The following is a 23241-nucleotide window of genomic DNA, read 5'->3' on the forward strand; positions in this document are numbered from 1 at the left end:
GGCTGACAGGGCGCTGAACGTTACGGTTCAAGCTCAGTCCGGTTTGCGCAGGGCGGCGACATGCATCGGGCTGCGGAGCGTAAAGCCGATCGCCTCGTAGAGGCCGATGGCGGCACTGTTGACGGCATAGGCGTGCAGATAGGGGCGGTCGCCGGCTTCCGTGATTTGTGCGGCGACATGCAAGGAAAGGCGCCGCGCATAACCCTTGCCGCGATGATCGGGGTGGGTGCAGACGCCGCTCAACTCGACGAAGCCGGGCTGCTTCATGCGCTCGCCCGCCATGGCAACGAGCGTCTTGCCCTCGCGCACGCCCCAGAACCGGCCGAGCGTCTGGGATTTCAGCGAGAACGGGCCTGGCTTCGTCAGCGTCGCGAGCGCCAACATGTCTGCCGCGTCGCTTTCGCCAAGCGGCACGATGGCCTCGTCCGGCGCGACCACCGGCACGTTCGTCGCGATCATCTGGACCGCAGGCGCCGCCGTCAGCACCTCGAAACCGGGCGGCGGCACGATGGGGTCTGCCATCAGGAAAATGAGCGTCTCGCCCGGCTGCGCGAGCGCCGCAAGGTCCGCCAGCGCCTGCGGGTCGTCGGTCCCGATCGCGGCAAGCGGCAAGATGCCGGCACGGTAGCGACGCGCAAGGCCGGCGCCCTCGCCGAGATGTGCTTGTCGGGTGGCGAGCGCGCTCCAGATCGGTCTGTCGAGCAGGGCGTTCATGATCGGCGTCCTTCGTTTTCAAGCGCGCGGCGATGGAGGGGTTTTTCCTGGAGCGCATCCTCCAATTGGTCGAGCTGGGCGATGAAGCTGCCGTCGAGCCCGTCGCAGGTATCGCGCACCGCCGCCTCGATGGCCGGCCAGATGTCTTGCCTGGAACGGTCGATGAGCGCCTGGCCCTCCTGCGTCAGCGAGAGACGCCGGATGCGCTGGTCGCCCTTTTCCTTGCGCGCCGTGATATAGCCCGCCTCGGCCAGCAGGCCCGCCGCCCGGGTCACCCCCGGTTGCGTGATGCCGAGCGCCGCGGCCAGTTCGCCGATCGAAAGGGGACCCAGCCGATCGATTGCGGCCAGGAGCGGGTATTGGCCCGCCTGCAGGGGGACGTCCAGCCGCTCCATGATGCGCTGCGTATCCGACTGCACCTGCTCGCCGATGCGTTTGAGCCGGCTGCCGAGGCAGAGGTAGCCGAGGGCGCGAACGATGTCTTCCGTCATAGGTCAATCCCAGGTTATATAACGCGTTATATTTTCATCTGGGGATGGCGTCAAGGGATCGAAGAGGCTTGACGATCGACCGTCATCGCGTAAGCCGTCTTGGCTCAAATACCGCTCTCGAAAGGCCGGACACATGGACGTGATCATCTATCACAATGCGAAATGCGGCACCTCGCGCAACACGCTCGCCCTCATCCGCAATGCCGGCATCGAGCCGATGATTATCGACTATCTCGCCACGCCGCCCTCGAAGGCCGAGTTGGAGGTGATGATCGCGGCGGCGGGGCTGAGCGTGCGCGCGGCGCTTCGCGAGAAGGACACGCCCTATGCGGCGCTCGGTCTCGATGATCCTTCGCTTTCCGACGCGGCTCTGCTCGACCACATGGTCGCCCAACCGATCCTGATCAACCGGCCCTTCGTGAAGACACCGCTCGGGGCACGCCTCTGCCGGCCGTCCGAGCTGGTGCTCGATATCCTGCCGGACACGCACAAGGCGGCCTTTGCGAAGGAGGATGGCGAGAAGGTGATTGGCGAGGACGGCAAGCGCCTCATCTGAACCTTGGCGGTCAGCCCTCCGGCGGCCCCCGCTTTGCGGCAAGGCCCAGGGCGGCGCGAAGCGTCGCCTCGCTCTGGCGGGCGAAGCGGTTTGCGGCGAGACGCCCGCGGGCTTCGTCGCGCGGCGGCAGTGGCCCGGCGAGCCGTTCCGCCACACCGTCCGCCGTTGCGGGCACATGCGTGAGGTTCTCGACGATGCAGAGGCGATGCGCCAGCGAACCCTGGCGCACGACGACGGGAATACCGAGCTGGGCGGCCCGTCCGAGCACGCCGGAGGCGTGGTCGCCGACGGGGGGATAGAGGCACCAGACCGCATCGCTCGCCGCATAGGCGCCGAGCAGTTCGGCATCGGAGACGGCGCGATCGACGGCGACGCCGCCCGCCGCGCAGAAGGCCGCCGCATAATCGGCGACCACCGGGGCGAATTTTCCGCAGGCGATGAACCGGAAGCGCGTGCGCAGGCCCGCAACCCGGGCGTAGATGTCGGCAAAGAGATCGAAACCCTTGTGCGGGCTCTGTGTGCCGATGGCCGTCAGCACCAGGCGGTCGCCCGGCCGCCGCTCGCTGCGCAGCAGTTCCACCGCCTCGCGCTCTTCGTCCGTCAGATCCCACAGCTGGAAATCGTAAATCCAGCCCTTGGCGATGGCGGAAGACGCCGGCAGCACGCTGAAAGGCAGGATGGTCAGCGTCTCGATCGCGTGAAAGCGCTTCAGCCAGCCGAGAACCCGTCGCTTCCACCGGTAGCGCCGGCGCGGCGAGACGGTGACGGGCATCGGCCGCAGCAGCAGGCCGGCGGTGCGCCGCCCGGTGAGTGCGCGCAGCAGGCCCACCGCCACATAGAGGAGGAAGGCCTCTTCAACCATCAGGAACAGCACGGGCGCGCGGGAAAACAAGAGGTCGCGCAACCCGGCCCGGCGGGCGCCGAACAGGCGCTCCAGAAGGCGCAGATAGGCAGGACGGCGGCCGCTTTCCCGCCTGGAATAAAGCAGTGGTGCGCCCGGAAGGGCCTTGGCCTTGCGCGTCCGCCACAGCCACCGGCCTGCTGGTGTGCCACGATTGTCCGGCCGTAGATCCGATCGCGCAGACGGACCCGTTGCAGCCGGCAACTCAGAGCCCGCTCGCATGAAATTCCCCCGAAAATGGTCGCCAATCGCCTTCCGGGCCGTCCCTGCCGCGGAAGGAATCGAGCGGTGAGCCAGGTTCGCCTCCTCGGCCCACCACCATTTGAACGTCGATTTTTCGCAGGCGCTTTGCGCCCGCGCAATACAACCTTATCGTTAATATTTAGACTCTAACTTGCCGTTATCAAAAATCAAGGCGGATTATACAACCTCCGCTAAATGTCCGGATGTACCATTCCGGCCATCGCTTGCCGCCCCGCGCACGAACGGTCATAAAGGCCGGACTTTCGACCGGCCCCAGGGAGGCAGGATGAACCTCAAGGAATTTGCCGCCCGCATCGGCCTGTCCCAGACGACGGTAAGCCGGGCGATGAGCGGCTATCCGGAGGTGAAGCCGGAGACGCGGGCGCGTGTTCTGGAGGCGGCGGAGCGGCTCGGCTACCGGCCGAACATCAGCGCGCAGCGGCTCGCCACCGGCCGGGCGGGCGCGATCGGCATCGTCTTCCAGGGCGGCGGGCGTTTTGGGCCGCATTCCAGTGAATTCATGGGCGGGCTTTCTACTCGCCTTCAGGAGGACGGCATCGACATTCTCGTCTCGACCGTCGAGACGGAGGCGAAGGAGGAAGCCGCCTATCGCCGGTTTGCCGCCAGCAAGCGGGTGGATGCGGTGATCCTGCACATGCCCGCCTGCACCGATGCCCGCATCGCACTTCTGCAAGCACTGGACCTCCCCTTCATCGTGCACGGGCGAAGCGAGGCTCAAAAACCCTTCGCCTTTCTCGACATCGACAATTTCGGAGCGATCGAGACCGCGACGCGGCACCTCGCCGGGCTCGGCCACCGGCGCATCGCCCTCATCAACGGCGATACGGTGAGCACCTACGCGCGCGACCGGGACGACGGTTTTCGCGCAGCACTCGCGGCGCACGGCATCCCCGTCGACCCGACGCTGGTCGGCCATGGCGAATTTACGGACGAGACCGGTTTTCGCCTCATGCAGTCCTTTCTGGCGCAGCGCCCTGCCCCGACAGCCGTCATCGCCGGGTCGATGATGTCGGCGCTTGGCGCCATGCGGGCGATCCGCATTGCGGGGTTGACCGTCGGGCAGGACGTCTCCCTCATCGCCCATGACGATGTCTTCCCCTATCTCAGCCCCGACAATCTCGTGCCGGCCGTCACCACGACGCAATCGCCGATCCGCGCTGCGGGCGAGCGGATCGGCGATATGGCGTTGAGGCTGTTGCAGGGCGAGGCGCCGGAACGGTTGCAGGACGTCTGGCCGGTCGATTTCCTTATTCGCGGATCGACGGGCCCTGCCCCGGGCTGAACCTTAGACCTTTCGTTCGCAGCGGTCCTTTTCGGTCTCGATGGCGAGGTCGAGCACCTTCTGGAGCTCGGCGGCGTGGCGGAAGCCGGGCTCGATCCTTTCGCCCGCGGTCACCGCGGCGGCGAAGCGCTGGTAGTTGGTCGGCACCGTGCCGGCATCGAGCTCCCGCCAGACCGCTTTTTCGACATCCTCGCCAAGGCAGCCGCGCAGGCGCGAGCCCTCGGTCGAATGGAGAACTTCGAGCGCGCCCCTGTCACCGTGCATGCGCAGGCGCAGCTCGTTCAGATGCCCGGTTGCCCAGCGGCTGGAATGGATGACGCCGAGCGCGCCATTGGCGAAATCGACGGTCATCGTGAAACTGTCGTTGGCGTCGAGGTGGTATTCGCCGATGCGGTTGTCCGGCGCCTTGTCGAAGGCCTTCAGCCGCGCGAAGACATGCTCCACGTCGCTTGCGGCACCATAACTCGCAAAATCGAGGATGTGGATGCCGACATCGCCGAGCACGCCGTTCGAGCCATGCCGGGTGGACAGCCGCCAGAGCCATTGGCTTTCCGTCGCCCAGTTGCCCCAGGCCTTCGAGACGAGCCAGCTTTGCAGGTAGGACGCCTCGACATGGCGCACATGGCCGATCTCGCCGGCCAGCACCATCTCGCGCGCCTTCTGCAAGGGTGCCACGTTGCGATAGGTGAGGTTCACCATGGTAACGAGGCCGGAGGCGTCCGCAGCGCGCGCCATCTCGTCCGCCTTGGCATAGTTTTCCGCGAGCGGCTTTTCGCACATGACGTGTTTTCCCGCCGCCAGCAGCGCCAGCGTCGTCGGGTGATGCGCGCGGTCGGGCGTCACATTGGTGGCCGCGTCGAAACCGTTCCAGGCGATCGCGTCCTCCAGCGAGGTGAAGACGTTGGGAATGCCATGCGTGTCGGCAAAGGCTTTGGCACGCAACGGATCGACATCGACCGCGCCGACCAGCTCGACGCCCTCGATTGCGGAAAAATGCTGGGCATGGCTGTTCGCCATCCCGCCGGTTCCAAGGATGAGAAGACGCATAATGGGCCTCAGCGGTAACCGGCTTCGCCGGCTTCATGCAGCTTCGGGCCGCGCTCGACGATCGGCTCCAGCGCGTTTTCCACCGGCACGTTCGGCGCATCGTGGATCGCCGCATAGGTGCCCTGCGGGTTGAAGGCCCATTTCACGCCGTTGCCGAGCACCTTCTGCACGGTGGCGTCGTGATAGGTCGGATAGGTCTCGTGGCCGGGGCGGAAGTAGAAAATGTTGCCGGCACCGCGGCGCCAGGTCATGCCCGAGCGGAACACCTCGCCGCCCGCAAACCAGGAGATGAACACCGTTTCCAGCGGCTCCGGCACGGAGAACTGCTCACCATACATTTCCTCGTTTTCCAGCACGAAGTTTTCTCCAAGGCCTTCGGCGATCGGGTGGCGCGGATTGATGACCCACAGGCGCTCGCGCTCGCCGGCTTCGCGCCATTTCAGCGCGCAGGGCGTGCCCATCAGGCGCTTGAAGATTTTCGAGAAATGGCCCGAATGCAGCACGAGCAGGCCCATGCCTTCCCAGACGCGCCTGGCGACGCGCTCGACCACCGCGTCGTCCACGGCGCCATGGTCCTTGTGGCCCCACCAGACGAGCACATCCGTCTCGGCAAGCCGCGCCTCGCTCAGGCCGTGCTCCGGCTCCTGCAAGGTCGCAGTGGTGGCGCGGATCGCCGGATCGCTGTTGAGTGCGTCCGCGATCGTGTTGTGCATGCCGTTCGGATAGATCGAGCGCACGATCTCGTTCGTCTGCTCGTGGATGTTCTCACCCCATACGATGGTGCGTATAACCATGTGCCATTCCTCTTGAAGCCGGGAATTGAAATCGCTTTCAATTTGCCGGAATCGATTAAGACCAGACCCGTTTCTTGGCAAGCGGGGGACCTGTCGATTCCGGCTGCCTTTCAGTGGAATGTCGATTTGGAGAAAAGGTTCAGCACAAGCACGCCGGCAATGATGAGGCCGAGGCCGAAAAGTGCCGCCGGATCGAGCTTCTGGCCGAAGGCGAAATAGCCGACAGCGGAGATCAGCACGATACCGAGGCCGCTCCAGATCGCGTAAGCGATGCCGACCGGCACGTAGCGAAGGCTCCAGGACAAAAAGAAGAAGGCGATGGCATAGCACACGACCATCGCGACCGTCGGCACGACGCGGGTAAAATGCTGCGCGGCCTGCATGGCCGAGGTGCCGAGCACTTCGAAGACGATGGCGACGACGAGGGCGGCATAGACGAGGGGCAGGTTCATGACGTGTCTCCGGCGCGCATCGCGCCAATGGGTGCCTGCGGGTGCGACGTGTTGGATCAGGAGCGCGAAAGCGCGAGCAGCCGGCCCAGCATGGCGGTGCGCGTCTCGCCTTCCAGGATCGGCACGCCAAGCAGATCGGCGAGCCAGAGGCCGTCCACGGCATAGCGAACGAGCACGGCATCCGGCGAGGAATCCGTGCCGATGTTTTCCGCGAGATGCCGCTCGACCCATTGTCGCCAGCGTTCGCGCAGATGCGGCTCGGAAATCAGCGCGATGGTCAGCACCTTCCATTGCTCGCTGTCGTCCATGCCCTCCGGCACGAAAAACGCTGCGACATAGGCCCGGGTGAAACGCCCCTTCGGCTCCGGGTCGGACTGCATCTTTTCCGCCAGCACCCGGTCGAGCTTTTCCGTCAGGTCGCTGAACAGGCCGTCGAGCAGCGACAGCTTGTTGGGGAAATGGTGCAGCAACCCACCCTTGCTGACGCCCGCCGCCTGCGAGACCGCATCGAGCGTCACGCTTCCCGGCCCCTTCTCCAGCGACAGCCGTGCCGCGACCTCCAGCAATTGCTGGCGGACGGCTTCCGGGTGTTTCTTGCGATGATGTGCCTTGCTCATGCTCTAAACATACCGTCTGGACGGTTTCTTGTCAATCGGCTGAAATGCGCGCTTCGTCGCAGGCAAAACGCCGCCATTGCCTGGCGGATGGCCCGGCGTTAAGACCGGAGAAACGGGAAAACGGCGATGGCGGACACGACCGGCAGCGGGGAACGGCAGGGCGAAACGATCACCCTTTACGAGGCGATCGGTGGCGATGTGGCCGTGCGGGCGCTGACGCACCGCTTCTACCAACTGATGGATACCCTGCCGGAAGCTGCGCGCTGTCGCGCGATCCATCCGCCGGATCTCTCCGGCAGCGAAGAGAAGTTCTACGAATACCTGACCGGCTGGCTCGGCGGACCGCCGCTCTACACGGACAAGCGCGGCCACCCCATGCTGCGCCGCCGGCATTTCGCAGCCTCGATCGGGCCGGCGGAACGGGACGAGTGGTTGCTCTGCTTCACCCGCGCGCTGGAGGAGACCGTGCCGAGCGAAGGCTTGCGCGCCATCATCCTCGAGCCGGTGACCCGCCTCGCCCACCACATGCAGAACCAGGAATAGGAACCCCGATGTCGTTTTCGCTTCGTTCGACGACACTGCTCGTCGCCGGCCTGATGGGTCTTGCAGGCGTCGTCACCGCGGCCGCCGCGTCGCACGGCAGCGACCCGCGCCTGATGGCCGGCGCCTCCGCCATGTGCCTCGCGCACGCCCCGGCCTTGATTGCGCTTTATGCTGCCTGGCCGACCATGCGGATCGCCCCGCTTGCCGCCCTGCTGCTTGCCGCCGGAACCGCGCTCTTTGCCGGCGACCTCGTCTTCCGCCATACGGCCGGCCACGGGCTCTTCCCGATGTCGGCGCCGACCGGCGGCGTGGTCATGATGGCGGGTTGGCTTGCGGTGGCGCTCGGAGCTATTCTACCGCGCAAGGAAGCCTGATCAGCTCTTCGGGATGCCCCCGAAACGCAGCGCGGTGCCGCCGCGTTCTGGTACACCTGGACTTGCCATGTCAGAGCGAATCCCGCCGCACGGGGAAGGCTACGACATTGTCATTGCGTGCTTCAAGGGCGGATGCGCCCTCGAAGCTCGCCGTGCGCGACGGCGGGCGGGCGTTCTGGACCGGGAATTCCGTGACATTCCCGGATTCGAGCACCTCCGCACGACGCGTCAGCAGGGCGTAAAGTTCCGGCACGAGGCCGTCGCCGTTCTGGGCGGCCAGCTTGTGCAAGCCGATCATCATGAAGGCTTCGGGTCTTTCCTCATTCACTGCGCAGTCTCTCCCTGGCTCATGCTCTGCAGGGCACGCTCGAAGGAGGATTTGCTGCCGTTGCGTAGCGGCACGAAAGCCTTTTCCCACTTCTTGCAGCCCGTCTTCACGCGGATGCAGGCATCATGGCTGATACAGTCGATGGGGCAGAAGACGCAGTCGACCGAGGGCAGCACGTTGTCGATGCGCGACACCGCTTCACGCAGGCCGCCATCGTGATGGATGAGATTGGCGCCGTAGGAACTGGCGATCTGGCGCAGATGCGCCACCTGGCAGTCACGACCGCCCACATAGAGGAAGCTGCGCCCTTCGAGCGTCGCCTTGCTGTCCGCCTTCGCCACCGCGTCGTCCTGGTGGCCGCGGGCCTGCTGCTGCTGCCTGTGCTTCTCGCGCATCGCCTTCCTCTCCGCTTCGCCGGTCCGGCGCTTGATCTTGGTGACTTCCACGCTGCGCGGCGCCTGCGGCACCCGCACTTCGACGCGCGGGGCAACGGCCGGCACGTCCGCCACCGTGGTTTCCGGCGCGGCCGCGACCTGCTTCCTGAGTGTGGCAACCTGGCGTTCCAGGTCCGAGATGCGCCGGTCGCGCTCGGCGATCATCGATTTCAAGACCGCTTCCGCGCGGCCTGCAGTCACGTAATTCATGCAAGGTCCCCTTTGGCACTCCGCAGCGCGAAGCCTCAGTCAGGGGCAACCTACAAAACATGAGTGTTGGAGTAAAGTATAAACATGACTACGAAAGTCATATTTTCGTGCAAAAAAATTCCCGCCATTGGGATCATGGCGGGAATGCGCGTCTCAGTTGAAGACGATCGGCACGTTGAAGGCCCAGGACGAACGCCCGGCAGCCTCCGGAATCTTGGCAAAGGGTGCTGCGCGCTGCACCGAATCGACCGCCGCCTTGTCGAGCGCGGCGCTGCCGGAGCTGCGCGCGACGCGCACACCACTCGCCTGGCCGCTTGAGCCGACGGTGAAGCTCACGACCACGCTGCCGCGATCGCCGCCGGAGACGCGCCGCTTGGCACGGTTGATCTTGTTGCGCACCTTGCCGGGATAATTGCTGACGGCGGCATTGCCGGCCGCGGACGAATTGCCCTTCTTCTGGCCGCCGACCGCCGCGGTGTTCACATCCGCAGAGCCATCGACCTCGCCCTTGGTGGCGTTCTGCTTGGCCTTGCCCTTCTCGCCGGCCTTCTTGACCGGCTTCTGCTTCGGCTTCTTGCGCTCGACCTTTTTGACCGGCTCTTCCTTCTTCACTTCGGGAACGGGCTCGATCGCTTCTTCCGGCACGATTTCCGGCTTGATTTCCGGAACCGGGATGGCGGCGATCTCCACCTCGGCGGACGGCACGACCAGTTCCTCGACCGGCTCGGAAACGATCGGATCGACGGGCTGCACCATCTCCATCACTTCGGGCTCGATTTCGGTCGGCTGGATTTCCGCCACTTCCTGCGGCACCGGCTCGGTGATGTCGGGCTGGATCGTCTCGGGCGTGATCGTATCTTCGGGATTGCCGGATTCCACCGCCTCGAAGGCGCCGTTGCCGAGCATCGCCACTTCCGCGACGACACCGCCGGCGATCAGCGCCTGCTCTTCTTCAGGCGCCGGCGCCATGGTGAGGATTGCGGCGGCCGTGGCGTGCGCCAGCAGGGAAAGGACGCCTCCGCCAACCCAGAGCCACTTGCTTCCAGACATGATATCACCCGTCATTCCGTTTCATGCATCGCGGCGCCTCATGCGGCCGCGAACGCTATACTCAACCTTCGAGGCCTATCCTTCGAGACCGGCCGTCGCCTTGCTGCGCGTCACGATGCCGTCCATGCAGCGGCCCTTCTCGAGGCCCTCGCCTTCGCAGACCGGCGCATCGTTGATCAGCAGGTTCTTCACGGTCTCGCACGTGATGCCCGGCACGTCGAACTGGCGCACCTTGGACTTGCCGGCCGGCAGGTCGCGGAAATCCAGCAGCGCCAGGCGCTCGACCGTGCCCTTGTCGTTGAAGATGACGAATTCGAAGGAGACCTTCGAGACGTTCTGCGCAAAGCCGTTGGCGGCGACGAAGGTGAAGAGACAACCCTTCTGCGAGCTCGCAAGCGCGTTGAGCTCGACGTCCAGCCCCTTGGGCGCTGCGGCATCCTGCGCTGCGGCCTGCGTGATGGCGGCAGCAGAAAGCATCGCCGAAAGAAGAATGGTGCGTACGGTCATTGGCCCGCCTGTTTCATACCGGTTTTAAGGTCGGCCGAGAGCGCCGGCCGCGGTCTTCCTGCCGGTCGCCTAAGGCAAGAATTAACATTCCATTGCGGCGCCGGTATTGCGTGCATAGATAAATATGAGTAATGAAGTCAAGATAGCAAACGCAAAATCCCCGTCAAACCCCTGTTCCGGCAACTGAATTTACCGTGATGGGGCCGGCGTGGCAGACATCGATCAAGGCCGAGCAATGGACAACACGACCCGACCGACCCCCGCCGAAATCCGCGCCTTCCGCGCCGAGAACCCGAAAATGCGCGAGCGCGACATCGCAGCCCAGCTCGGTATCTCGGAAGCCGCCCTCGTTGCGGCCGAAGTCGGGCTGACGGCGGTCCGCATCGACGGCGACGCCAACCGTTTCCTCGAACGCTCGGAAGCGCTTGGCGAAGTCATGGCGCTGACGCGCAACGAGAGCGTGGTGCACGAGAAGATCGGCGTCTTCGAGAAGATCACCACGGGCAAACATGCCTCGATCGTGCTCGGCGAAAACATCGACCTGCGCATCTTCCCCGGCACCTGGGCCCATGGTTTTGCCGTCACCAAGACCGATGGCGACCAGGTGCGCCGCAGCCTGCAATATTTCGACAAGGCCGGCGTGGCCGTGCACAAGGTGCACCTGCGCCCCGCCTCCAACCTCGAAGCCTATGAAGCCATCGTCGCCGACTTCCGCCTGGAAGACCAGTCGCAGGATTTCGTCGAGGTGGTGTCCCAGAAGACCGCCGAGACCGGCCCTGTCGACGTCGCAGCCCTGCGGGAAAGCTGGGCGGCGATGACCGATACGCACCAGTTCTTCGGCCTGCTGAAGAAATTGAAGATCGGTCGACAGGATGCCGTGCGCAGCGTCGGCGAGGATTTCGCCCATGAGGTGCGCGCCGATGCCGTCGGCGACCTGATGCGCGCTGCCGCCGAGCGGGATGCCGACATCATGTGCTTCGTCGGCAACAATGGCACGATCCAGATCCACACCGGCCCGGTGAAGAACATCCAGCCGATGGGGCCGTGGCTCAACGTCATGGACCCGACCTTCCACATGCACCTGCGCATGGACCACATCGCCGAGTGCTGGGTCGTTCGCAAGCCGACCGTCGACGGTCACGTGACCTCGCTGGAGGCCTATGACGCGGCCGGCGAGATGATCATCCAGTTCTTCGGCAAGCGCAAGGAAGGCATGGTGGAACGCACCGACTGGCGCGAGATCCTCGACGGCCTGCCGCGCCCCGACAGCGTCGCCGCGTGAAGACTTCGATCCGTTAAGGAACCGACCATGAGCAAGAGCTTCGATTTCCGCCGCGCCCGCCCATGGGAAGTGGCCCTCACCGTGTTTGCCCTCTCCGCGCCCCTGCTGCTGCCGTTCACGGATGCCGGCTCGACCGGCTTCATCCGCAAGGCCGTCGCGCAGGAAATGCAGCAGGTCGACAGCTCGAAACTGGTGGCGATCGGCGGCGCGGTGACGGAAATCGTCTATGCGCTCGGCGAAGGCGGCCGTCTCGTCGCCCGCGATTCCACCAGCACCTTCCCGGAAGAAGCGTTGAAACTGCCGGATGTCGGCTATATGCGCCAGCTCTCGCCGGAGGGTGTCATCGCCGTCAATCCGACCGCCATCCTCGCCGTCGAGGGCAGCGGCCCGCCGGATGCGCTGGCCGTGCTGAAGAGCGCCGGCATTCCCTTCGAGACCGTGCCGGAAGGCTATGACCGCGCGGCGATCCTGAAGAAGATCGACGTCGTCGGCAAATTCCTCGGCGTGGCCGACAAGGCCAAGGACCTGGAAGCCACGGTCGCGGCCGATCTCGACGCGGCGATTGCCGACGCCGCCAAGCGGCCGGAAAACGAGCGCAAGCGCGTGCTCTTCATCCTCTCCTTCCTGAACGGCAAGGTCATGGCCGCGGGCGGCCACACGGCAGCCGACGGCATCATCGGGCTTGCCGGCGCGATCAACGCGACCGAAGGCGCCTTCGAAGGCTACAAGCCCCTCACCGACGAGGCGATCATCAAGGCGAAGCCCGATGTCGTCATGATCATGACGCGCCCCGGCGCCGGCAGCAGCGACGAGGAAATCCTCGCGCATCCGGCGATCTCGGTCACGCCGGCCGCCGCCAACAAGGCCATCCTGCGCATGAACAGCCTGCACCTGCTCGGCTTCGGCCCGCGCACCGCCTCGGCCATCCGCGACCTCAACAAAGAACTCTACGGCAATGTCTCTCAATGACGCGGCGCGCGGTTCGGTGCTGATGCGCTCCGTCCAGTCCCGGCACGCCGGCGACCGGACGGCCGTCGCCCGCCTGACGCTCGTCGCCCTCGTCCTCGTCTCGCTCGTCGCACTCGCCCTGTCGATCACGACAGGCGCCTCGGATGCCTCGGCGATCAACGTCATCGGCGCGCTGTTCAGCGGCGCGGAAGACACGGCGCTGAGCCTGCGCGACCGCATCATCGTCTTCGACATCCGCATGCCCCGCGCGCTGCTCGGCTTCCTGATCGGCGCCGCACTCGCCATGTCCGGCGCGGTCATGCAGGGCCTGTTCCGCAATCCGCTCGCCGACCCCGCCCTCGTCGGCATCTCGTCGGGCTCCGCACTCGGCGCGGTGCTGATGATCGTGCTCGGCGCCAGCCTGCCGGCCGGGGTGATGATTGCGCTCGGCGCCTTCGCCCTGCCGCTCGCCGCCTTCGCCGGCGGCCTGCTCACGACGCTGCTGCTCTACCGTATCGCGACGCGCGGCGGACAGACCTCCGTCGCCACCATGCTTTTGGCCGGCATCGCGATCTCCGCGCTCGCCGCCGCCATCACCGGCGTCCTCATCTACATGGCCGACGACAAGCAGCTGCGCGACATCACCTTCTGGAGCCTCGGGTCGCTCTCCGGCATGACCTGGGCAAAGCTGTTCGCCGCAGGCCCCATCATGCTGGTGGCCCTGCTGGTCGTGCCCTTCCTGTCGCGCGGCCTCAACGCCATCACGCTCGGCGAAGCCGCCGCCTTCCACATGGGCGTGAAGGTGCAGCGGCTGAAATATATCGCGGTCGTCGCCGTTGCCGGTGCGGTCGGCGCCTCGGTTGCCGTCAGCGGCGGCATCGGCTTCGTCGGGATCGTCGTGCCGCATCTGCTGCGCATCGTCATCGGGCCGGACCACCGCTACCTGCTGCCGGCCTCGGCCCTGTTCGGCGGCGTGCTGATGCTCGGCGCCGACATGCTGGCGCGCACCATCGTCGCCCCCGCCGAATTGCCGATCGGTATCATCACGGCGCTGGCCGGCGCGCCCTTCTTCCTCTGGGTACTGCTGCGCGGCCGTGCGCAAAACGGCTGGTAGAGACCATGATCGCCGCAAAGAACCTCACGGTCAGCCTGTCCGGCAAGACCATCGTGCACGGCGTGTCGCTGGAGGCCAAGGCCGGCCAGCTCACCGCCATCGTCGGCCCGAACGGCTCCGGCAAGACGACGACGATGAAGGCGCTCGCCGGCGAACTGCCGAGCAAGGGCGAGATCACCATCAACGGCCATGCGCTTCACGCGCTCGAACCCTGGCAGCTCGCCGTCAAGCGCGCCGTGCTGCCGCAGGCCGCCACCATCGCTTTCCCCTTTACCGTGCGCGAAATCGTTCGTCTCGGCCTCACCGTCGGCCCGAACCGCCATGCCGAGCGCATCGACGCCATCACCTCGGAGGCGCTCGCCGCTGTCGATCTTGGTGGCTTCGCCGGCCGCTTCTACCAGGAGCTTTCCGGCGGCGAGCAGCAGCGCGTGCAACTCGCCCGCGTGCTCTCGCAGATCTGGGAGCCGGTGCTCGATGGCGAACCCTGTTTCCTGATGCTCGACGAGCCGGTCTCCGCACTCGACATCCGCCACCAGCTGACGATCATGCAGCTCGCGCGGCGTTACTGCGAAAACGGCGGCGGGGTGATCGCGGTCATGCACGACCTCAACCTGACGGCCATGTTCGCCGACCATATGGTGATGATGCGCGCCGGCCGCATCGAGCGCAGCGGCCCGCCGGCCGACGTGATGACCGACGATGCGATGGAGGCCGTCTTCGGCTGCCGCATGCGCATCAACGGCGTGCCCGCCACCGGCGTGCCCTTCGTGTTGCCGCACACTGCTTCGGCCTGATTTTCCAGCGCCTTACGGAACCTTTTGCCCCGCTTCACGTTTCTCGCCCTGGAAAGACCGTTCCGCCAAGGGGGTGGAGCGCTGTTTGCCCCGCGTTTATCGCGGGCGACCGCAAAAGGAGAAACGGCATGGCCAATGGACTGTTTTCATCGCGCAGCAAGAGCCTGCGCAGCGGCATTCACGACGAGGCCCAGGCCGTCGAGGAGCAGATCGCGGAACTGCGCGAAGAGATCGCTTCCCTTGCGAAGCTCCTCGCCAGCGACGCCTCTAGCGGCGCAAGCGGCATCCGCAAGAAGGCCCGCGCGGTAAAGGCGCAGGCAAGCGACGCCGCCTATGACCTGAAGGATCGCGCGCAGGGCGACATCCGCGACATGATCGCGGCCGGCGAGGACATTCTCGCCGAGTTCCAGTCGCGCTACCAGGATTCCGGCCGTCGCGCCCGCAAGGCCGTGAAGGAGCATCCGCTCGCCACCCTCGGCATCGCGGCCGCCGCCGGCTTCTTCCTCGCCGCGCTGCTGCGTCGCTGATCCCATCCTCTGACCTTTCCAGGGACGCCATCCGGCGTCCCTTCCCGATTGCTGGAGCGCAATAGCATGCTGTCACTGGGGGCCATTCTCATGCAGAACCTCGTCACCCGCGTCACGGACCGGGTGGACGAGACGATGGACATTGCCAAGCGCAATGCGATCGCCGGCCTGATCATCGGCCTTCTGCTGATCACCGCCTATGTGCTCGGCGTCGTCGCGACCGCCGTCCTGCTTGCGCAGCACTATGGCACCGTGCCCGCTCTCTTCGGCCTTGCCGGCGGCTTCCTGCTGCTTGCGTTGATCGTGCTCGCGGTCGTCGCCATGCGCAACAAGCGCGAGCGTGAACTGCGCCGCATCCGCCGCGCTCAACTGGCGGCACGCCGCGACCTGATGGCGGCCGCTGCCACCGTCGCCGTGCGCAAGCCCTTCGCCGCGACCGCCGTGGCGCTCGCGCTCGGCTTCCTGCTCGCGCCAAAATCCCGCCGCGACGACTGATTTTCCTGATTTTTGGAGTTTGTCAGGGAGAAGTGGAAACCTGTTTTCCCTGACAGGCTCTACAGCGGCATGCGGATGACGGCCGTGACGCCCTTCGGCAGGTACTCGACATGCACGCTGCTGCCGAGGATCTTGTCGAGGCTGCGCTCGATCAGCACCGAGCCGAAGCCGCGGCGTCCGTCCGGCTTGACCGGCGGTCCGCCGACCTCATGCCAGGTCATGTGAAGCACGCGCTGGCCGTCCTCGTTCATCACGCGTGCGGTGATCACCACTTTGCCGGTGCGAACGGAAAGCCCGCCATATTTGCGGGCATTCGTCGCGAGTTCATGCAGCACGAGGCCGAGCCCGACCGCCTGGTCCGGCCCGAGTTCCACCTCGTCCTTGTGGACCTCGACCTGGCTTTCATAGTCCATCGCATAGGGCATGATCTGCTTCTGCAGCAGCATTTTCAGGTGAATGACGCCCCATTCGTGATCGCTGAGCAGGCCGTGCGCCTCGGAAAGCGATTGCAGCCGGCCGGCGAAGGCATCCATGAACTCGACCGGATCGCTCGTCTGCCGCAGCGTCTGGCGTGCCAGCGATTGCAGCATGGCGAGCGTGTTCTTGACCCGGTGGTTGAGCTCGCGTAGCAGGAGGCGCGTGCGCTCCGAGGCAAGCTGACCGTCGGTGACATCGACATTGATGCCGAGGAACACGGTCGGCTTGCCGTCCGCATCCCATTCATGCACGCGACCGCGCCCGAGCAGCCAGCGCCCCGATCTCGCGGCCCGGAACAGGCCGTCATATTCCTTGCCGGAGGCAAGCGCATCGCGCAGGCGGCCGATGGTGCCCTTGCGGTCCGCCGGGTGCACCGCAGTGAAGAATTTGCGCGCGCTCATCGGTCCGGCCGACTTGACGCCGAGCATGCGGTAGAAGGTCTCGTTGCCCGAAACGATGCCCGTCGAGATGTCCCACAGCCAGCTTGCGACATTGGCCGCATCGAGCGCCAGCGCGTGGCGCTTTTCGTCGCGTGAGAGAACCTCGGTCGCAAGCGCGCGCCGCCGCGCCTCGTCCTTCAGCGCGAGCAGCGAGGTGGCGAGCGACGCCAACTGCTTCAAGCGTGGCAGGAGGTCGGGGGCAACGTGCTGATGCGGCTTCACGTCGAAGACGCAGACGGTGCCGATCGGCTGGCCGTTGATGACGATCGGCGCACCGGCATAAAAACGCAGATTCGGCGCGCCGGTAACGCTGGGCAGGCCGGCGAAGCGCGGGTCCTTCAACGCATCGGCGACGACCAGCGGCCTGTCGACATTTTCGGCGATCAACCGCACACAGAAGGAATCCTCCGAGGGCGCGCGAATCTCGCGCGTACCCTCGCGCGCCAGGAACCACTGGTCCGTGCGGCCGAGAATGGTGACGACGGCAATGGGCGCGGAGAACAGCCCCGCGGCAAGCCCGGCAATATCGTCGAAATCGGGATCGGCGCCGAGGAAGACCGGCATCACGGCCTCAAGCGCCGCCAGACGGTCTGGCGCGCCCAGAACCGTTGCAACATCGGACCGCAGTGGCTGATCGTTATCCTTCATACATTTTCGGTAAGCGATTCCGCGTTCGTTTTCACCCGCCACGCATGCCGGCAAACGCAGATTCGTCCCAATCCCCTCATTCTTTCCGCCGCCCGTCATCATGACAGGCGGCGCTTGATAGAATTACGATGCGAAGGCGCGCGACGTGATCGGTGCCGAAATGGCATCCGGCCCGTAATCGCCCTCGCCGCTGACCTGCAAAAGTTCCTGCAGGCGCTGGCGGGCGCGGTTCACGCGGCTCTTGATCGTGCCGAGCGCGCAGCCGCAGATTTCGGCCGCTTCCTCATAGGAAAAACCGGAAGCGCCGACGAGGATGATCGCCTCGCGCTGCTCGTCCGGCAGCTTTTCGAGCGCCTTCTTGAAATCCTGCATGTCGAGCGAGCCGTATTGCGACGGGTGCTGCGCCATGTTCTCGGTAAAGATACCGTCGCTGTCCTGCACCTCGCGGCCGCGCTTGCGCAGCTTGCTGTAGAGTTCGTTGCGCAGGATCGTGAAGAGCCAGGCCTTCATGTTCGTGCCCATCTCGAACTGTTCCTGCTTCGCCCACGCCTTCATGATCGTGTCCTGCACGAGGTCGTCCGCCTGGTCGTGGCGGCCGGTCAGCGAAATGGCAAAGGCACGCAGGCTCGGAAGAACCGCGAGGAGATCGCGCTTGAAAGTGGTCTGTCGCTGCTCCATCTCGTCCTCACTCGGCCCGCTGGGCGCTGTTTTCGACAGCATCCAGCTTTTCGAGAAGATCCAGGAACCGTTGGGGAAGGGTCTCGTCCTGTACCGAATGGTAGAATGCACGAAGTTTCGTCGCGATTTGTGCATTCGGGTCATCCGGCCTTTTGCGAGGCTTGGCGGTATTCGTTTTATGTTCCACGCTATTCACTCTTGGCCACTTTCATTTGTCATCCGCGCCCTAGTGACGAATTCGGCGTGGAAATGCCCCGCAGCAAAAAAAGTTCCCCACTCTGGAACCTAAATTTGGTTCCCGCGTTCGAACCGTCAACTGCAATTGCATTAATTTAAGAACAGGGGACCAATCATGCCGATTTCCGACCGCATCGGACCGCACCTGCCGGCGCTACGCCGCTACGCACGCGCGCTGACGGGCACCCAATCCTCCGGCGACGCCTATGTGGCGGCGACGCTCGAAACGATCCTCATCGATCCTTTCATGATGCCGGAAGGCGGGGACGACAAGGCGAAGCTCTTCGCGCTCCTGAGCCGCATCATCTCTTCCCTGCCCGTTTCGATGAGCCGCCGCGCCGGCGCCATCGCACCCGGCCGGGAAGCGCCCTTCGACCTCTCGGGCGTTCCCCCGCTCGGCCGTCAGGCGCTGCTGCTCGCAACCGTCGAGGGCTTTTCGGTGGAAGGAACCGCGGAGATCCTCGAGGCGGAGGTGGCCGCCATTCGCGCCATGCTCGACACCGCTTTTGCGGAAATCGCCGCCCAGGCGCAGACCGGCATCATGATCATCGAGGACGAGCCGCTGATCGCGCTCGACCTTGCGCACATGGTCAACGGCATGGGCCACCGCGTCACCGGCATCGCCCGCACGCAGGCGGAGGCCGAGACGCTATGGAGCGACAGCCGGCCCGGCCTCGTGCTCGCCGACGTACGGCTTGCCGATGGCAGTTCCGGTATCGACGCGGTCAACGCCATCCTGGCGCGCACGGACATCCCCGTCATCTTCATCACCGCCTATCCCGAACGGCTCCTGACCGGCGAACGGCCGGAGCCGGCCTTCCTCGTCTCGAAACCGTTCAATCCGGAGCAGGTGAAGGTCCTGATCAACCAGGCCCTTCTCTTTACCCCGCAAGCGCGCGCCGCGGCTTGATCTCGCTCCCGGATGGCCGCAGCGGCGGCGCGGCCGGCGGCGGTGGGAGGCACGCCCACCGCCGCCTTCGTTTTTTTGAACGTCAGTACCCGCACAAAAGAAAACAGCCAGCGCCTGGGGGGCACTGGCTGCTTGAGTATCCACGCACCGGAGGGGGACACGGTATCGTGGTCGATCACCGGTCGAGGGCCTCGCATTTTGGGGGATATGCGCAGACCGGTGATGACACGAAAACACACGACAAAGGATTTGGTTCCGCGGGTTGCAAATTTTTTTTCGACATTTTTCAGTCGATCATTTCGAGCTCCGCACGATGCCTGTAGAGGGCGAGGAACCGCCGGTAATCCCGGTCGTATCGGCCCTTGACATCCGCCCGATATTCGCTGCCACCCGGATACATCCCGGCTCCCGCCGCCGGAAGATCGGCATAGAGCCCGCCCGCCACCGCCGCAACCATGGCCGTTCCGAGCAGCACGGCGTCGTTGGTATCCGGCACGACGACGCGACAGCCGGTGACGTCGCGGTAAAGCTCCATCAGCAGCGGATTGCGCACATGACCGCCGGTGACATGCAGCGTATCGAGCACGTAGCCACAGTCACCGAGCTTGTCGAGGATATGCCGGATGCCGAGCGCGATAGCCACGCAGGTGCGCCAGTAGAGCCGGCAGAGACCGTCGAAGGAGGCATCGAGCGCCAGCCCGCTGATGACGCCCAGCGCATGCGGATCGGCGAGCGGCGAGCGGTTGCCGTGGAAATCCGGCAGCACATGCAGCCGGTCGGCGAAGGCCTCGCCCTCGTCCTGCTGCATCTCGCGGATGCGGGCGACGATGCGCGCGTGGTTCGCCGCCGACGGTTCGCCGCCGGCGCTGTGCAGGCGCACGATATGATCGAGCAGCGCACCCGTCGCCGACTGCCCGCCCTCGACCAGCCACCAGCCCGGCAGCACCGCCTCATAATAAGGCCCCCACATGCCGAAGCCGAATTTCTTCTCCTGCGAGAAGGCGACGATGCAGCTCGACGTGCCGCCGATCAGCGCCAGCTGGCGCTCCAGCTTCTCCGGCTCGCCGGCGAAGGGGCCGAGCACGCCGAACGTGCCGGCATAGGCGTCGATCAGCCCGGTCGCGACGACGCACTCCGTATCGAGGCCGAGGTCCTGTGCCGCCGCCGCCGTCAGCCGCCCGACCGCCTCGCCGACCGCCAGCGTCTCTTCGGGCAGGGATCCGCGCTCGCGCAGATCCTCAAGCCCGATCGCCTGCAGAAAACTTTCGCTCCACGGCTTCTCCTCATGGGAGAGATAGTTCCACTTGCCCGTCATCGTGCAGCGCGAACGCGCATTCGAGCCGGTCGCCCGCCAGGTGATGAAATCGGCGAGATCGAAGAAGAAGCCGGTTTTCGCCCATTGCTCCGGCCGGTGGCGCTTCAGCCACATCAGCTTCGGCATCTCCATTTCCGGTGACATGACGCTGCCGGAATGGGCGAGCACCGGATGTTTGGTAGCGGTGCAGATATCGGCTTCCTTCAGCGCGCGGTGGTCGAGCCAGACGATCGTGTCCCAGCGCGCCTCCTCGCCTCCCGAGACGGCAAGCGGCTGGCCTTGCCTGTCGCGCACCACCAGCGAGCAGGTCGCATCGATGCCGAGGGCTGCAACGCGGCCCGCCGCGACACCAGCGACAGCAAGCGCTGCCTTGAGCGAAATGCAGACCGCCTGCCAGATGTTTTCCGAATCGTGCTCGGCATGGTCGGGGCTCGGCCGGCGCATGGCGATCGGGTGTTCGGACCGTCCCAGGAGCGTGCCGCTTCGGTCGAACACGCCGGCGCGGGCACTGCCGGTGCCGATGTCCACCGCAACGATCAGATCGCGCATCAATGCTCTTTCCCGTCGACCTCTTGCCTGCGGACAAACTGTAACAATTCCCGCATGTCGTCAAACAGGGCGTCGGGGTTTAGGCTGAGGAGCGTGTCGCGATGGCGCGGCGTGCGCGCATGGGAGCCGCCGGTGAAAGCGACGACCCGCATGCCGGCGGATTTCGCCGCCGAAATTCCCGCCGGGCTGTCCTCCACGACGACGCAATGGCTGGGCGCGACCCCCATCGCGGCGCTGGCATGGAGAAAAAGGTCGGGCGCCGGCTTGCCGCGCGCCACCATGCTGGCGCTAAAGATGTTCGGCTCGAAACGGTCGATCAGGCCGGTAACGGAAAGCGACAGGCGGATGCGCTCCGGCTGGCTCGACGAGGCGACGCAATGGGCGATGCCGAGCCCGTCCACCGTCTCGGCAATGCCCTCGATCGGCTGGAGTTCGGCGCGAAACCGCTCGTAGAGCACCTTGCGCATGGCTTCGAGAAAGGCTGCGTCGATCGCCAGCCCGTACTCATCATGCAGGATTTCCGACATGCTCTTCAGGCTGCGGCCGAGAAAGCGGTCGTGCGCCTCCTCCTCGCTCATCGCGACGCCGGCCGCCGCCAAGGCCTCGACCAGCACCGCGAGCGATATCGGCTCGCTATCGACGAGCACGCCGTCGCAGTCGAAGATGACGAGTTCTGTCTTGGTGGCGGCCATGGTTTTCGTATCCGTTTCAGGCCCCCGTGGTAACGCCTGCCCCTGCCGATGGGAAGCCCCGGATTTTGTCGGGTTCCCTCAGGTTGCGAGCGCGTTTTGCAGATAGCGTTTCAGCGTTTCGCGCGTGCCGCTCTGCTGGAGGGATTTCAGCGCTGTCGCGAAGCGTTTGCGGAAGAGATCGGAATCCGCGACCATGCCGAAAATATCCTTCAGGTCGAGGAAGGCTTCCGGGTTTTGCTTCGCCGCCGTCGCAGCGGCGTGGATGCGGTCGACGTTGGGATCGTTGAAGGAAATTGCCTTGCCGCCATCGGTGGTGCCGGCGAGATAGTGGCACCAGAGCGCGGAGACCAGCGCGAGGCCGGTAACGTCCTCGCCGCGGCCAAGGCGGTCGGCGGTCGACGGCAGGATGAACTTCGGCTGGCGGTTGGAGCCGTCCTGGGCAAGGCGCGGGATCGTGTCGGCGATCTTGGGGTTGGTGAAGCGGCGTTCGATCAACGCGAAATAATCGTTGAGGTCGGTGTCCGGCACCGGCGGGATGACGGGGATGATTTCCTCGCGCTCCAGCTTGGCGAGGAAGGCACGGATATCCGCATCCTCCATCGCCTCGTGCACGAAATGGATGTCGAGCAGGGCGGCAGGATAGGCGATCGCCGCATGGCCGCCGTTGAGGATGCGGATCTTCATGTGCTCGTAGGGCGCGACGTCGGGCACGAACTGCACGCCGACCTTTTCCAGCGCCGGGCGGCCCTGCGGGAAGTGATCCTCCAGCACCCATTGTTTGAACTCTTCACAGAACACCGGCCATTGGTCGTCGATGGCGTAGGCGTCGGCGACGATGCCGATCTCGCGTGCGCCCGTCGCCGGCGTGATGCGGTCGACCATGCCGTTCGGGAAGGCGACGTTGGCGTCGATCCAGTCGGCGAGATCAGGGTCGGAAAGCCGTGCAAGGCCGGAGATGGCGGCATGCGTCACCTCGCCATTGCCGGGAATGTTGTCGCAGGACATGACGGTATAGGGCGCGATGCCCTTGTCCCGGCGCGCCTTGAGGCCGGCCAGGATGAGGCCGAAGACGGTCTTTGGATCGGCCGGATTGGCAGCATCGGCGGCGATGGCCGGATGGCCCGGGTCGAAATGGCCGGAGGCCGGGTTGATGAAATAGCCGCCTTCGGTGATGGTGAGCGACACGATGCGGATCGCCGGATCGGTGAGTTGCGCGATGGTCGCCGCCGCATTGCCGGGGGCGAGATAGCCGGTCATCGCGCCGGTGACGCGGGCGCCGGAGCGGTTGTTGTCCTGCTCGACGACGGTGGTCAGGAAATCCTGGCCTTCGAGCTTTGCCCGCATCGCCGCGTCGGACGGCAGGACGCCGGCGCCGATGATCGCCCAGTCATGGTCGAGGCCGAGATTGAACAGGTCGTCGAGATAGACCGCCTGGTGCGCCCGGTGGAAGTTGCCGACGCCGAAGTGCACGATGCCCGCCGTGAGGTCTTCGCGCCCGTAGGCCGGCACGCCCGCGGTCTTTGCGACATCCGTCAGGGTGGCGAGCGACAGTTTCGTGGTCATGGTCCATT

At 65.4% G+C, this 23241-nt stretch carries 28 protein-coding genes; 11 read left to right on the forward strand and 17 right to left on the reverse strand.

Annotation, left to right across the window (positions count from 1 at the left end; all coding sequences use genetic code 11):
• Positions 1-33 precede the first annotated feature (33 nt).
• Both VGN93_RS17965 and VGN93_RS17970 read right to left on the reverse strand, forming a co-directional pair.
• Positions 34-714: a GNAT family N-acetyltransferase gene (locus VGN93_RS17965; protein ID WP_327508526.1), complete on the reverse strand. Its 681-nt coding sequence runs from the start codon at positions 712-714 to the stop codon at positions 34-36.
• A complete protein-coding gene (locus tag VGN93_RS17970; RefSeq protein WP_327508527.1) occupies positions 711-1205 on the reverse strand; it encodes a MarR family winged helix-turn-helix transcriptional regulator in 495 nt (164 codons plus the stop codon). Before VGN93_RS17970 ends, VGN93_RS17965 begins: the two co-directional genes overlap by 4 nt.
• Positions 1206-1338: 133 nt before the next feature.
• On the opposite strand from VGN93_RS17970, the gene arsC reads away from it, so the two are divergent.
• Positions 1339-1761, forward strand: coding sequence for an arsenate reductase (glutaredoxin) (arsC, locus tag VGN93_RS17975; RefSeq protein ID WP_327508528.1), 423 nt, complete (start codon positions 1339-1341; stop codon positions 1759-1761).
• Positions 1762-1771: 10 nt separating this feature from the next.
• Here the strand turns inward: arsC and VGN93_RS17980 are convergent, their stop codons facing one another.
• Positions 1772-2884, reverse strand: a complete 1113-nt coding sequence (locus VGN93_RS17980) for a hypothetical protein (protein WP_327508529.1) — start codon at positions 2882-2884, stop codon at positions 1772-1774.
• A 307-nt stretch (positions 2885-3191) separates the two neighbouring features.
• On the opposite strand from VGN93_RS17980, the gene VGN93_RS17985 reads away from it, so the two are divergent.
• Complete coding sequence (locus VGN93_RS17985) at positions 3192-4208, forward strand: LacI family DNA-binding transcriptional regulator (RefSeq protein WP_327508530.1); 1017 nt, start codon at positions 3192-3194, stop codon at positions 4206-4208.
• Positions 4209-4211: 3 nt separating this feature from the next.
• Here VGN93_RS17985 and VGN93_RS17990 read toward each other — a convergent pair whose 3' ends face one another.
• The 4 genes from VGN93_RS17990 to VGN93_RS18005 all read right to left on the reverse strand — a co-directional run bounded on the left by VGN93_RS17990 (position 4212) and on the right by VGN93_RS18005 (position 7118).
• Positions 4212-5255 (reverse strand): Gfo/Idh/MocA family oxidoreductase, encoded by a 1044-nt coding sequence (locus VGN93_RS17990; RefSeq protein ID WP_319324000.1) that lies wholly within the window; start codon positions 5253-5255, stop codon positions 4212-4214.
• Positions 5256-5263: 8 nt separating this feature from the next.
• Positions 5264-6049, reverse strand: coding sequence for a ThuA domain-containing protein (locus tag VGN93_RS17995; RefSeq protein WP_327508531.1), 786 nt, complete (start codon positions 6047-6049; stop codon positions 5264-5266).
• Between the two features lie 110 nt (positions 6050-6159).
• Positions 6160-6501, reverse strand: coding sequence for a DMT family transporter (locus VGN93_RS18000; protein WP_319323998.1), 342 nt, complete (start codon positions 6499-6501; stop codon positions 6160-6162).
• A gap of 56 nt (positions 6502-6557) precedes the next feature.
• On the reverse strand, positions 6558-7118 hold the full coding sequence (locus tag VGN93_RS18005; protein ID WP_327508532.1) for a TetR/AcrR family transcriptional regulator: 561 nt from the start codon (positions 7116-7118) through the stop codon (positions 6558-6560).
• 126 nt (positions 7119-7244) lie between these two features.
• Between VGN93_RS18005 and VGN93_RS18010 the strand changes: the two genes are divergently transcribed.
• A complete protein-coding gene (locus tag VGN93_RS18010) occupies positions 7245-7661 on the forward strand; it encodes a group II truncated hemoglobin (protein WP_327508533.1) in 417 nt (138 codons plus the stop codon).
• 8 nt (positions 7662-7669) lie between these two features.
• Positions 7670-8035, forward strand: coding sequence for a DUF423 domain-containing protein (locus VGN93_RS18015; RefSeq protein ID WP_327508534.1), 366 nt, complete (start codon positions 7670-7672; stop codon positions 8033-8035).
• Positions 8036-8105: 70 nt separating this feature from the next.
• Here the strand turns inward: VGN93_RS18015 and VGN93_RS18020 are convergent, their stop codons facing one another.
• From VGN93_RS18020 to VGN93_RS18035, 4 genes are all read right to left on the reverse strand, one after another.
• The gene (locus tag VGN93_RS18020) at positions 8106-8363 is read right to left on the reverse strand and encodes a hypothetical protein (protein WP_327508535.1); all 258 of its coding nucleotides are present in this window, start codon (positions 8361-8363) and stop codon (positions 8106-8108) included.
• On the reverse strand, positions 8360-8758 hold the full coding sequence (locus VGN93_RS18025; RefSeq protein ID WP_414714123.1) for a DUF2325 domain-containing protein: 399 nt from the start codon (positions 8756-8758) through the stop codon (positions 8360-8362). The genes VGN93_RS18020 and VGN93_RS18025 overlap by 4 nt, the downstream gene beginning before the upstream one ends.
• A gap of 402 nt (positions 8759-9160) precedes the next feature.
• Positions 9161-10057 carry a TonB family protein gene (locus VGN93_RS18030; protein ID WP_327508536.1) on the reverse strand — a complete coding sequence of 299 codons (897 nt, stop codon included), beginning with the start codon at positions 10055-10057 and terminating at the stop codon, positions 9161-9163.
• A gap of 75 nt (positions 10058-10132) precedes the next feature.
• Positions 10133-10564, reverse strand: a complete 432-nt coding sequence (locus VGN93_RS18035; protein ID WP_319323993.1) for a hypothetical protein — start codon at positions 10562-10564, stop codon at positions 10133-10135.
• Positions 10565-10799: 235 nt separating this feature from the next.
• Here VGN93_RS18035 and VGN93_RS18040 point away from each other — a divergent pair, with 235 nt between their 5' ends.
• From VGN93_RS18040 to VGN93_RS18065, 6 genes are all read left to right on the forward strand, one after another.
• Positions 10800-11846, forward strand: a complete 1047-nt coding sequence (locus VGN93_RS18040) for a hemin-degrading factor (protein WP_327508537.1) — start codon at positions 10800-10802, stop codon at positions 11844-11846.
• Positions 11847-11873: 27 nt separating this feature from the next.
• Positions 11874-12815 (forward strand): heme/hemin ABC transporter substrate-binding protein, encoded by a 942-nt coding sequence (locus VGN93_RS18045; protein ID WP_327508538.1) that lies wholly within the window; start codon positions 11874-11876, stop codon positions 12813-12815.
• On the forward strand, positions 12802-13908 hold the full coding sequence (locus VGN93_RS18050; protein ID WP_327508539.1) for an iron ABC transporter permease: 1107 nt from the start codon (positions 12802-12804) through the stop codon (positions 13906-13908). The genes VGN93_RS18045 and VGN93_RS18050 overlap by 14 nt, the downstream gene beginning before the upstream one ends.
• Positions 13909-13913: 5 nt before the next feature.
• The gene (locus VGN93_RS18055; RefSeq protein ID WP_327508540.1) at positions 13914-14702 is read left to right on the forward strand and encodes a heme ABC transporter ATP-binding protein; all 789 of its coding nucleotides are present in this window, start codon (positions 13914-13916) and stop codon (positions 14700-14702) included.
• Positions 14703-14830: 128 nt separating this feature from the next.
• On the forward strand, positions 14831-15229 hold the full coding sequence (locus tag VGN93_RS18060; RefSeq protein ID WP_319323988.1) for a glycine zipper domain-containing protein: 399 nt from the start codon (positions 14831-14833) through the stop codon (positions 15227-15229).
• Between the two features lie 66 nt (positions 15230-15295).
• Positions 15296-15724: a hypothetical protein gene (locus VGN93_RS18065; RefSeq protein WP_319323987.1), complete on the forward strand. Its 429-nt coding sequence runs from the start codon at positions 15296-15298 to the stop codon at positions 15722-15724.
• Between the two features lie 59 nt (positions 15725-15783).
• On the opposite strand, the gene VGN93_RS18070 is transcribed toward VGN93_RS18065, so the two are convergent.
• The 3 genes from VGN93_RS18070 to VGN93_RS18080 form a co-directional block, all read right to left on the reverse strand.
• Positions 15784-17289, reverse strand: a complete 1506-nt coding sequence (locus VGN93_RS18070; RefSeq protein ID WP_327508541.1) for a sensor histidine kinase — start codon at positions 17287-17289, stop codon at positions 15784-15786.
• A gap of 123 nt (positions 17290-17412) precedes the next feature.
• Complete coding sequence (locus VGN93_RS18075; protein WP_319323985.1) at positions 17413-17967, reverse strand: RNA polymerase sigma factor; 555 nt, start codon at positions 17965-17967, stop codon at positions 17413-17415.
• A gap of 7 nt (positions 17968-17974) precedes the next feature.
• Positions 17975-18154 carry a NepR family anti-sigma factor gene (locus VGN93_RS18080; protein ID WP_319323984.1) on the reverse strand — a complete coding sequence of 60 codons (180 nt, stop codon included), beginning with the start codon at positions 18152-18154 and terminating at the stop codon, positions 17975-17977.
• Between the two features lie 165 nt (positions 18155-18319).
• On the opposite strand from VGN93_RS18080, the gene VGN93_RS18085 reads away from it, so the two are divergent.
• Complete coding sequence (locus tag VGN93_RS18085) at positions 18320-19114, forward strand: response regulator (protein WP_327508542.1); 795 nt, start codon at positions 18320-18322, stop codon at positions 19112-19114.
• A 286-nt stretch (positions 19115-19400) separates the two neighbouring features.
• Here VGN93_RS18085 and VGN93_RS18090 read toward each other — a convergent pair whose 3' ends face one another.
• The 3 genes from VGN93_RS18090 to VGN93_RS18100 all read right to left on the reverse strand — a co-directional run bounded on the left by VGN93_RS18090 (position 19401) and on the right by VGN93_RS18100 (position 23233).
• Complete coding sequence (locus VGN93_RS18090) at positions 19401-20978, reverse strand: FGGY-family carbohydrate kinase (RefSeq protein WP_327508543.1); 1578 nt, start codon at positions 20976-20978, stop codon at positions 19401-19403.
• Entirely contained in the window at positions 20978-21670 is a 693-nt protein-coding gene (locus tag VGN93_RS18095; RefSeq protein ID WP_319323981.1) for an HAD family hydrolase, read from the reverse strand. Before VGN93_RS18095 ends, VGN93_RS18090 begins: the two co-directional genes overlap by 1 nt.
• Positions 21671-21748: 78 nt before the next feature.
• On the reverse strand, positions 21749-23233 hold the full coding sequence (locus VGN93_RS18100; protein ID WP_327508544.1) for a mannitol dehydrogenase family protein: 1485 nt from the start codon (positions 23231-23233) through the stop codon (positions 21749-21751).
• Positions 23234-23241 lie beyond the last annotated feature (8 nt).

Source organism: Shinella sp., from assembly GCF_035998705.1.
Lineage (GTDB): Bacteria > Pseudomonadota > Alphaproteobacteria > Rhizobiales > Rhizobiaceae > Shinella.

Excerpts from the sequence above, each read along its gene's own strand:
- VGN93_RS17965 (WP_327508526.1), bottom strand. The coding sequence starts at position 714 with ATGAACGCCCTGCTCGACAGACCGATCTGGAGCGCGCTCGCCACCCGA.
- VGN93_RS17970 (WP_327508527.1), bottom strand. The coding sequence starts at position 1,205 with ATGACGGAAGACATCGTTCGCGCCCTCGGCTACCTCTGCCTCGGCAGC.
- arsC (WP_327508528.1), top strand. The coding sequence starts at position 1,339 with ATGGACGTGATCATCTATCACAATGCGAAATGCGGCACCTCGCGCAAC.
- VGN93_RS17980 (WP_327508529.1), bottom strand. The coding sequence starts at position 2,884 with ATGCGAGCGGGCTCTGAGTTGCCGGCTGCAACGGGTCCGTCTGCGCGA.
- VGN93_RS17985 (WP_327508530.1), top strand. The coding sequence starts at position 3,192 with ATGAACCTCAAGGAATTTGCCGCCCGCATCGGCCTGTCCCAGACGACG.
- VGN93_RS17990 (WP_319324000.1), bottom strand. The coding sequence starts at position 5,255 with ATGCGTCTTCTCATCCTTGGAACCGGCGGGATGGCGAACAGCCATGCC.
- VGN93_RS17995 (WP_327508531.1), bottom strand. The coding sequence starts at position 6,049 with ATGGTTATACGCACCATCGTATGGGGTGAGAACATCCACGAGCAGACG.
- VGN93_RS18000 (WP_319323998.1), bottom strand. The coding sequence starts at position 6,501 with ATGAACCTGCCCCTCGTCTATGCCGCCCTCGTCGTCGCCATCGTCTTC.
- VGN93_RS18005 (WP_327508532.1), bottom strand. The coding sequence starts at position 7,118 with ATGAGCAAGGCACATCATCGCAAGAAACACCCGGAAGCCGTCCGCCAG.
- VGN93_RS18010 (WP_327508533.1), top strand. The coding sequence starts at position 7,245 with ATGGCGGACACGACCGGCAGCGGGGAACGGCAGGGCGAAACGATCACC.
- VGN93_RS18015 (WP_327508534.1), top strand. The coding sequence starts at position 7,670 with ATGTCGTTTTCGCTTCGTTCGACGACACTGCTCGTCGCCGGCCTGATG.
- VGN93_RS18025 (WP_414714123.1), bottom strand. The coding sequence starts at position 8,758 with ATGCGCGAGAAGCACAGGCAGCAGCAGCAGGCCCGCGGCCACCAGGAC.
- VGN93_RS18030 (WP_327508536.1), bottom strand. The coding sequence starts at position 10,057 with ATGTCTGGAAGCAAGTGGCTCTGGGTTGGCGGAGGCGTCCTTTCCCTG.
- VGN93_RS18035 (WP_319323993.1), bottom strand. The coding sequence starts at position 10,564 with ATGACCGTACGCACCATTCTTCTTTCGGCGATGCTTTCTGCTGCCGCC.
- VGN93_RS18040 (WP_327508537.1), top strand. The coding sequence starts at position 10,800 with ATGGACAACACGACCCGACCGACCCCCGCCGAAATCCGCGCCTTCCGC.
- VGN93_RS18045 (WP_327508538.1), top strand. The coding sequence starts at position 11,874 with ATGAGCAAGAGCTTCGATTTCCGCCGCGCCCGCCCATGGGAAGTGGCC.
- VGN93_RS18050 (WP_327508539.1), top strand. The coding sequence starts at position 12,802 with ATGTCTCTCAATGACGCGGCGCGCGGTTCGGTGCTGATGCGCTCCGTC.
- VGN93_RS18055 (WP_327508540.1), top strand. The coding sequence starts at position 13,914 with ATGATCGCCGCAAAGAACCTCACGGTCAGCCTGTCCGGCAAGACCATC.
- VGN93_RS18060 (WP_319323988.1), top strand. The coding sequence starts at position 14,831 with ATGGCCAATGGACTGTTTTCATCGCGCAGCAAGAGCCTGCGCAGCGGC.
- VGN93_RS18065 (WP_319323987.1), top strand. The coding sequence starts at position 15,296 with ATGCTGTCACTGGGGGCCATTCTCATGCAGAACCTCGTCACCCGCGTC.
- VGN93_RS18070 (WP_327508541.1), bottom strand. The coding sequence starts at position 17,289 with ATGAAGGATAACGATCAGCCACTGCGGTCCGATGTTGCAACGGTTCTG.
- VGN93_RS18075 (WP_319323985.1), bottom strand. The coding sequence starts at position 17,967 with ATGGAGCAGCGACAGACCACTTTCAAGCGCGATCTCCTCGCGGTTCTT.
- VGN93_RS18085 (WP_327508542.1), top strand. The coding sequence starts at position 18,320 with ATGCCGATTTCCGACCGCATCGGACCGCACCTGCCGGCGCTACGCCGC.
- VGN93_RS18090 (WP_327508543.1), bottom strand. The coding sequence starts at position 20,978 with ATGCGCGATCTGATCGTTGCGGTGGACATCGGCACCGGCAGTGCCCGC.
- VGN93_RS18095 (WP_319323981.1), bottom strand. The coding sequence starts at position 21,670 with ATGGCCGCCACCAAGACAGAACTCGTCATCTTCGACTGCGACGGCGTG.
- VGN93_RS18100 (WP_327508544.1), bottom strand. The coding sequence starts at position 23,233 with ATGACCACGAAACTGTCGCTCGCCACCCTGACGGATGTCGCAAAGACC.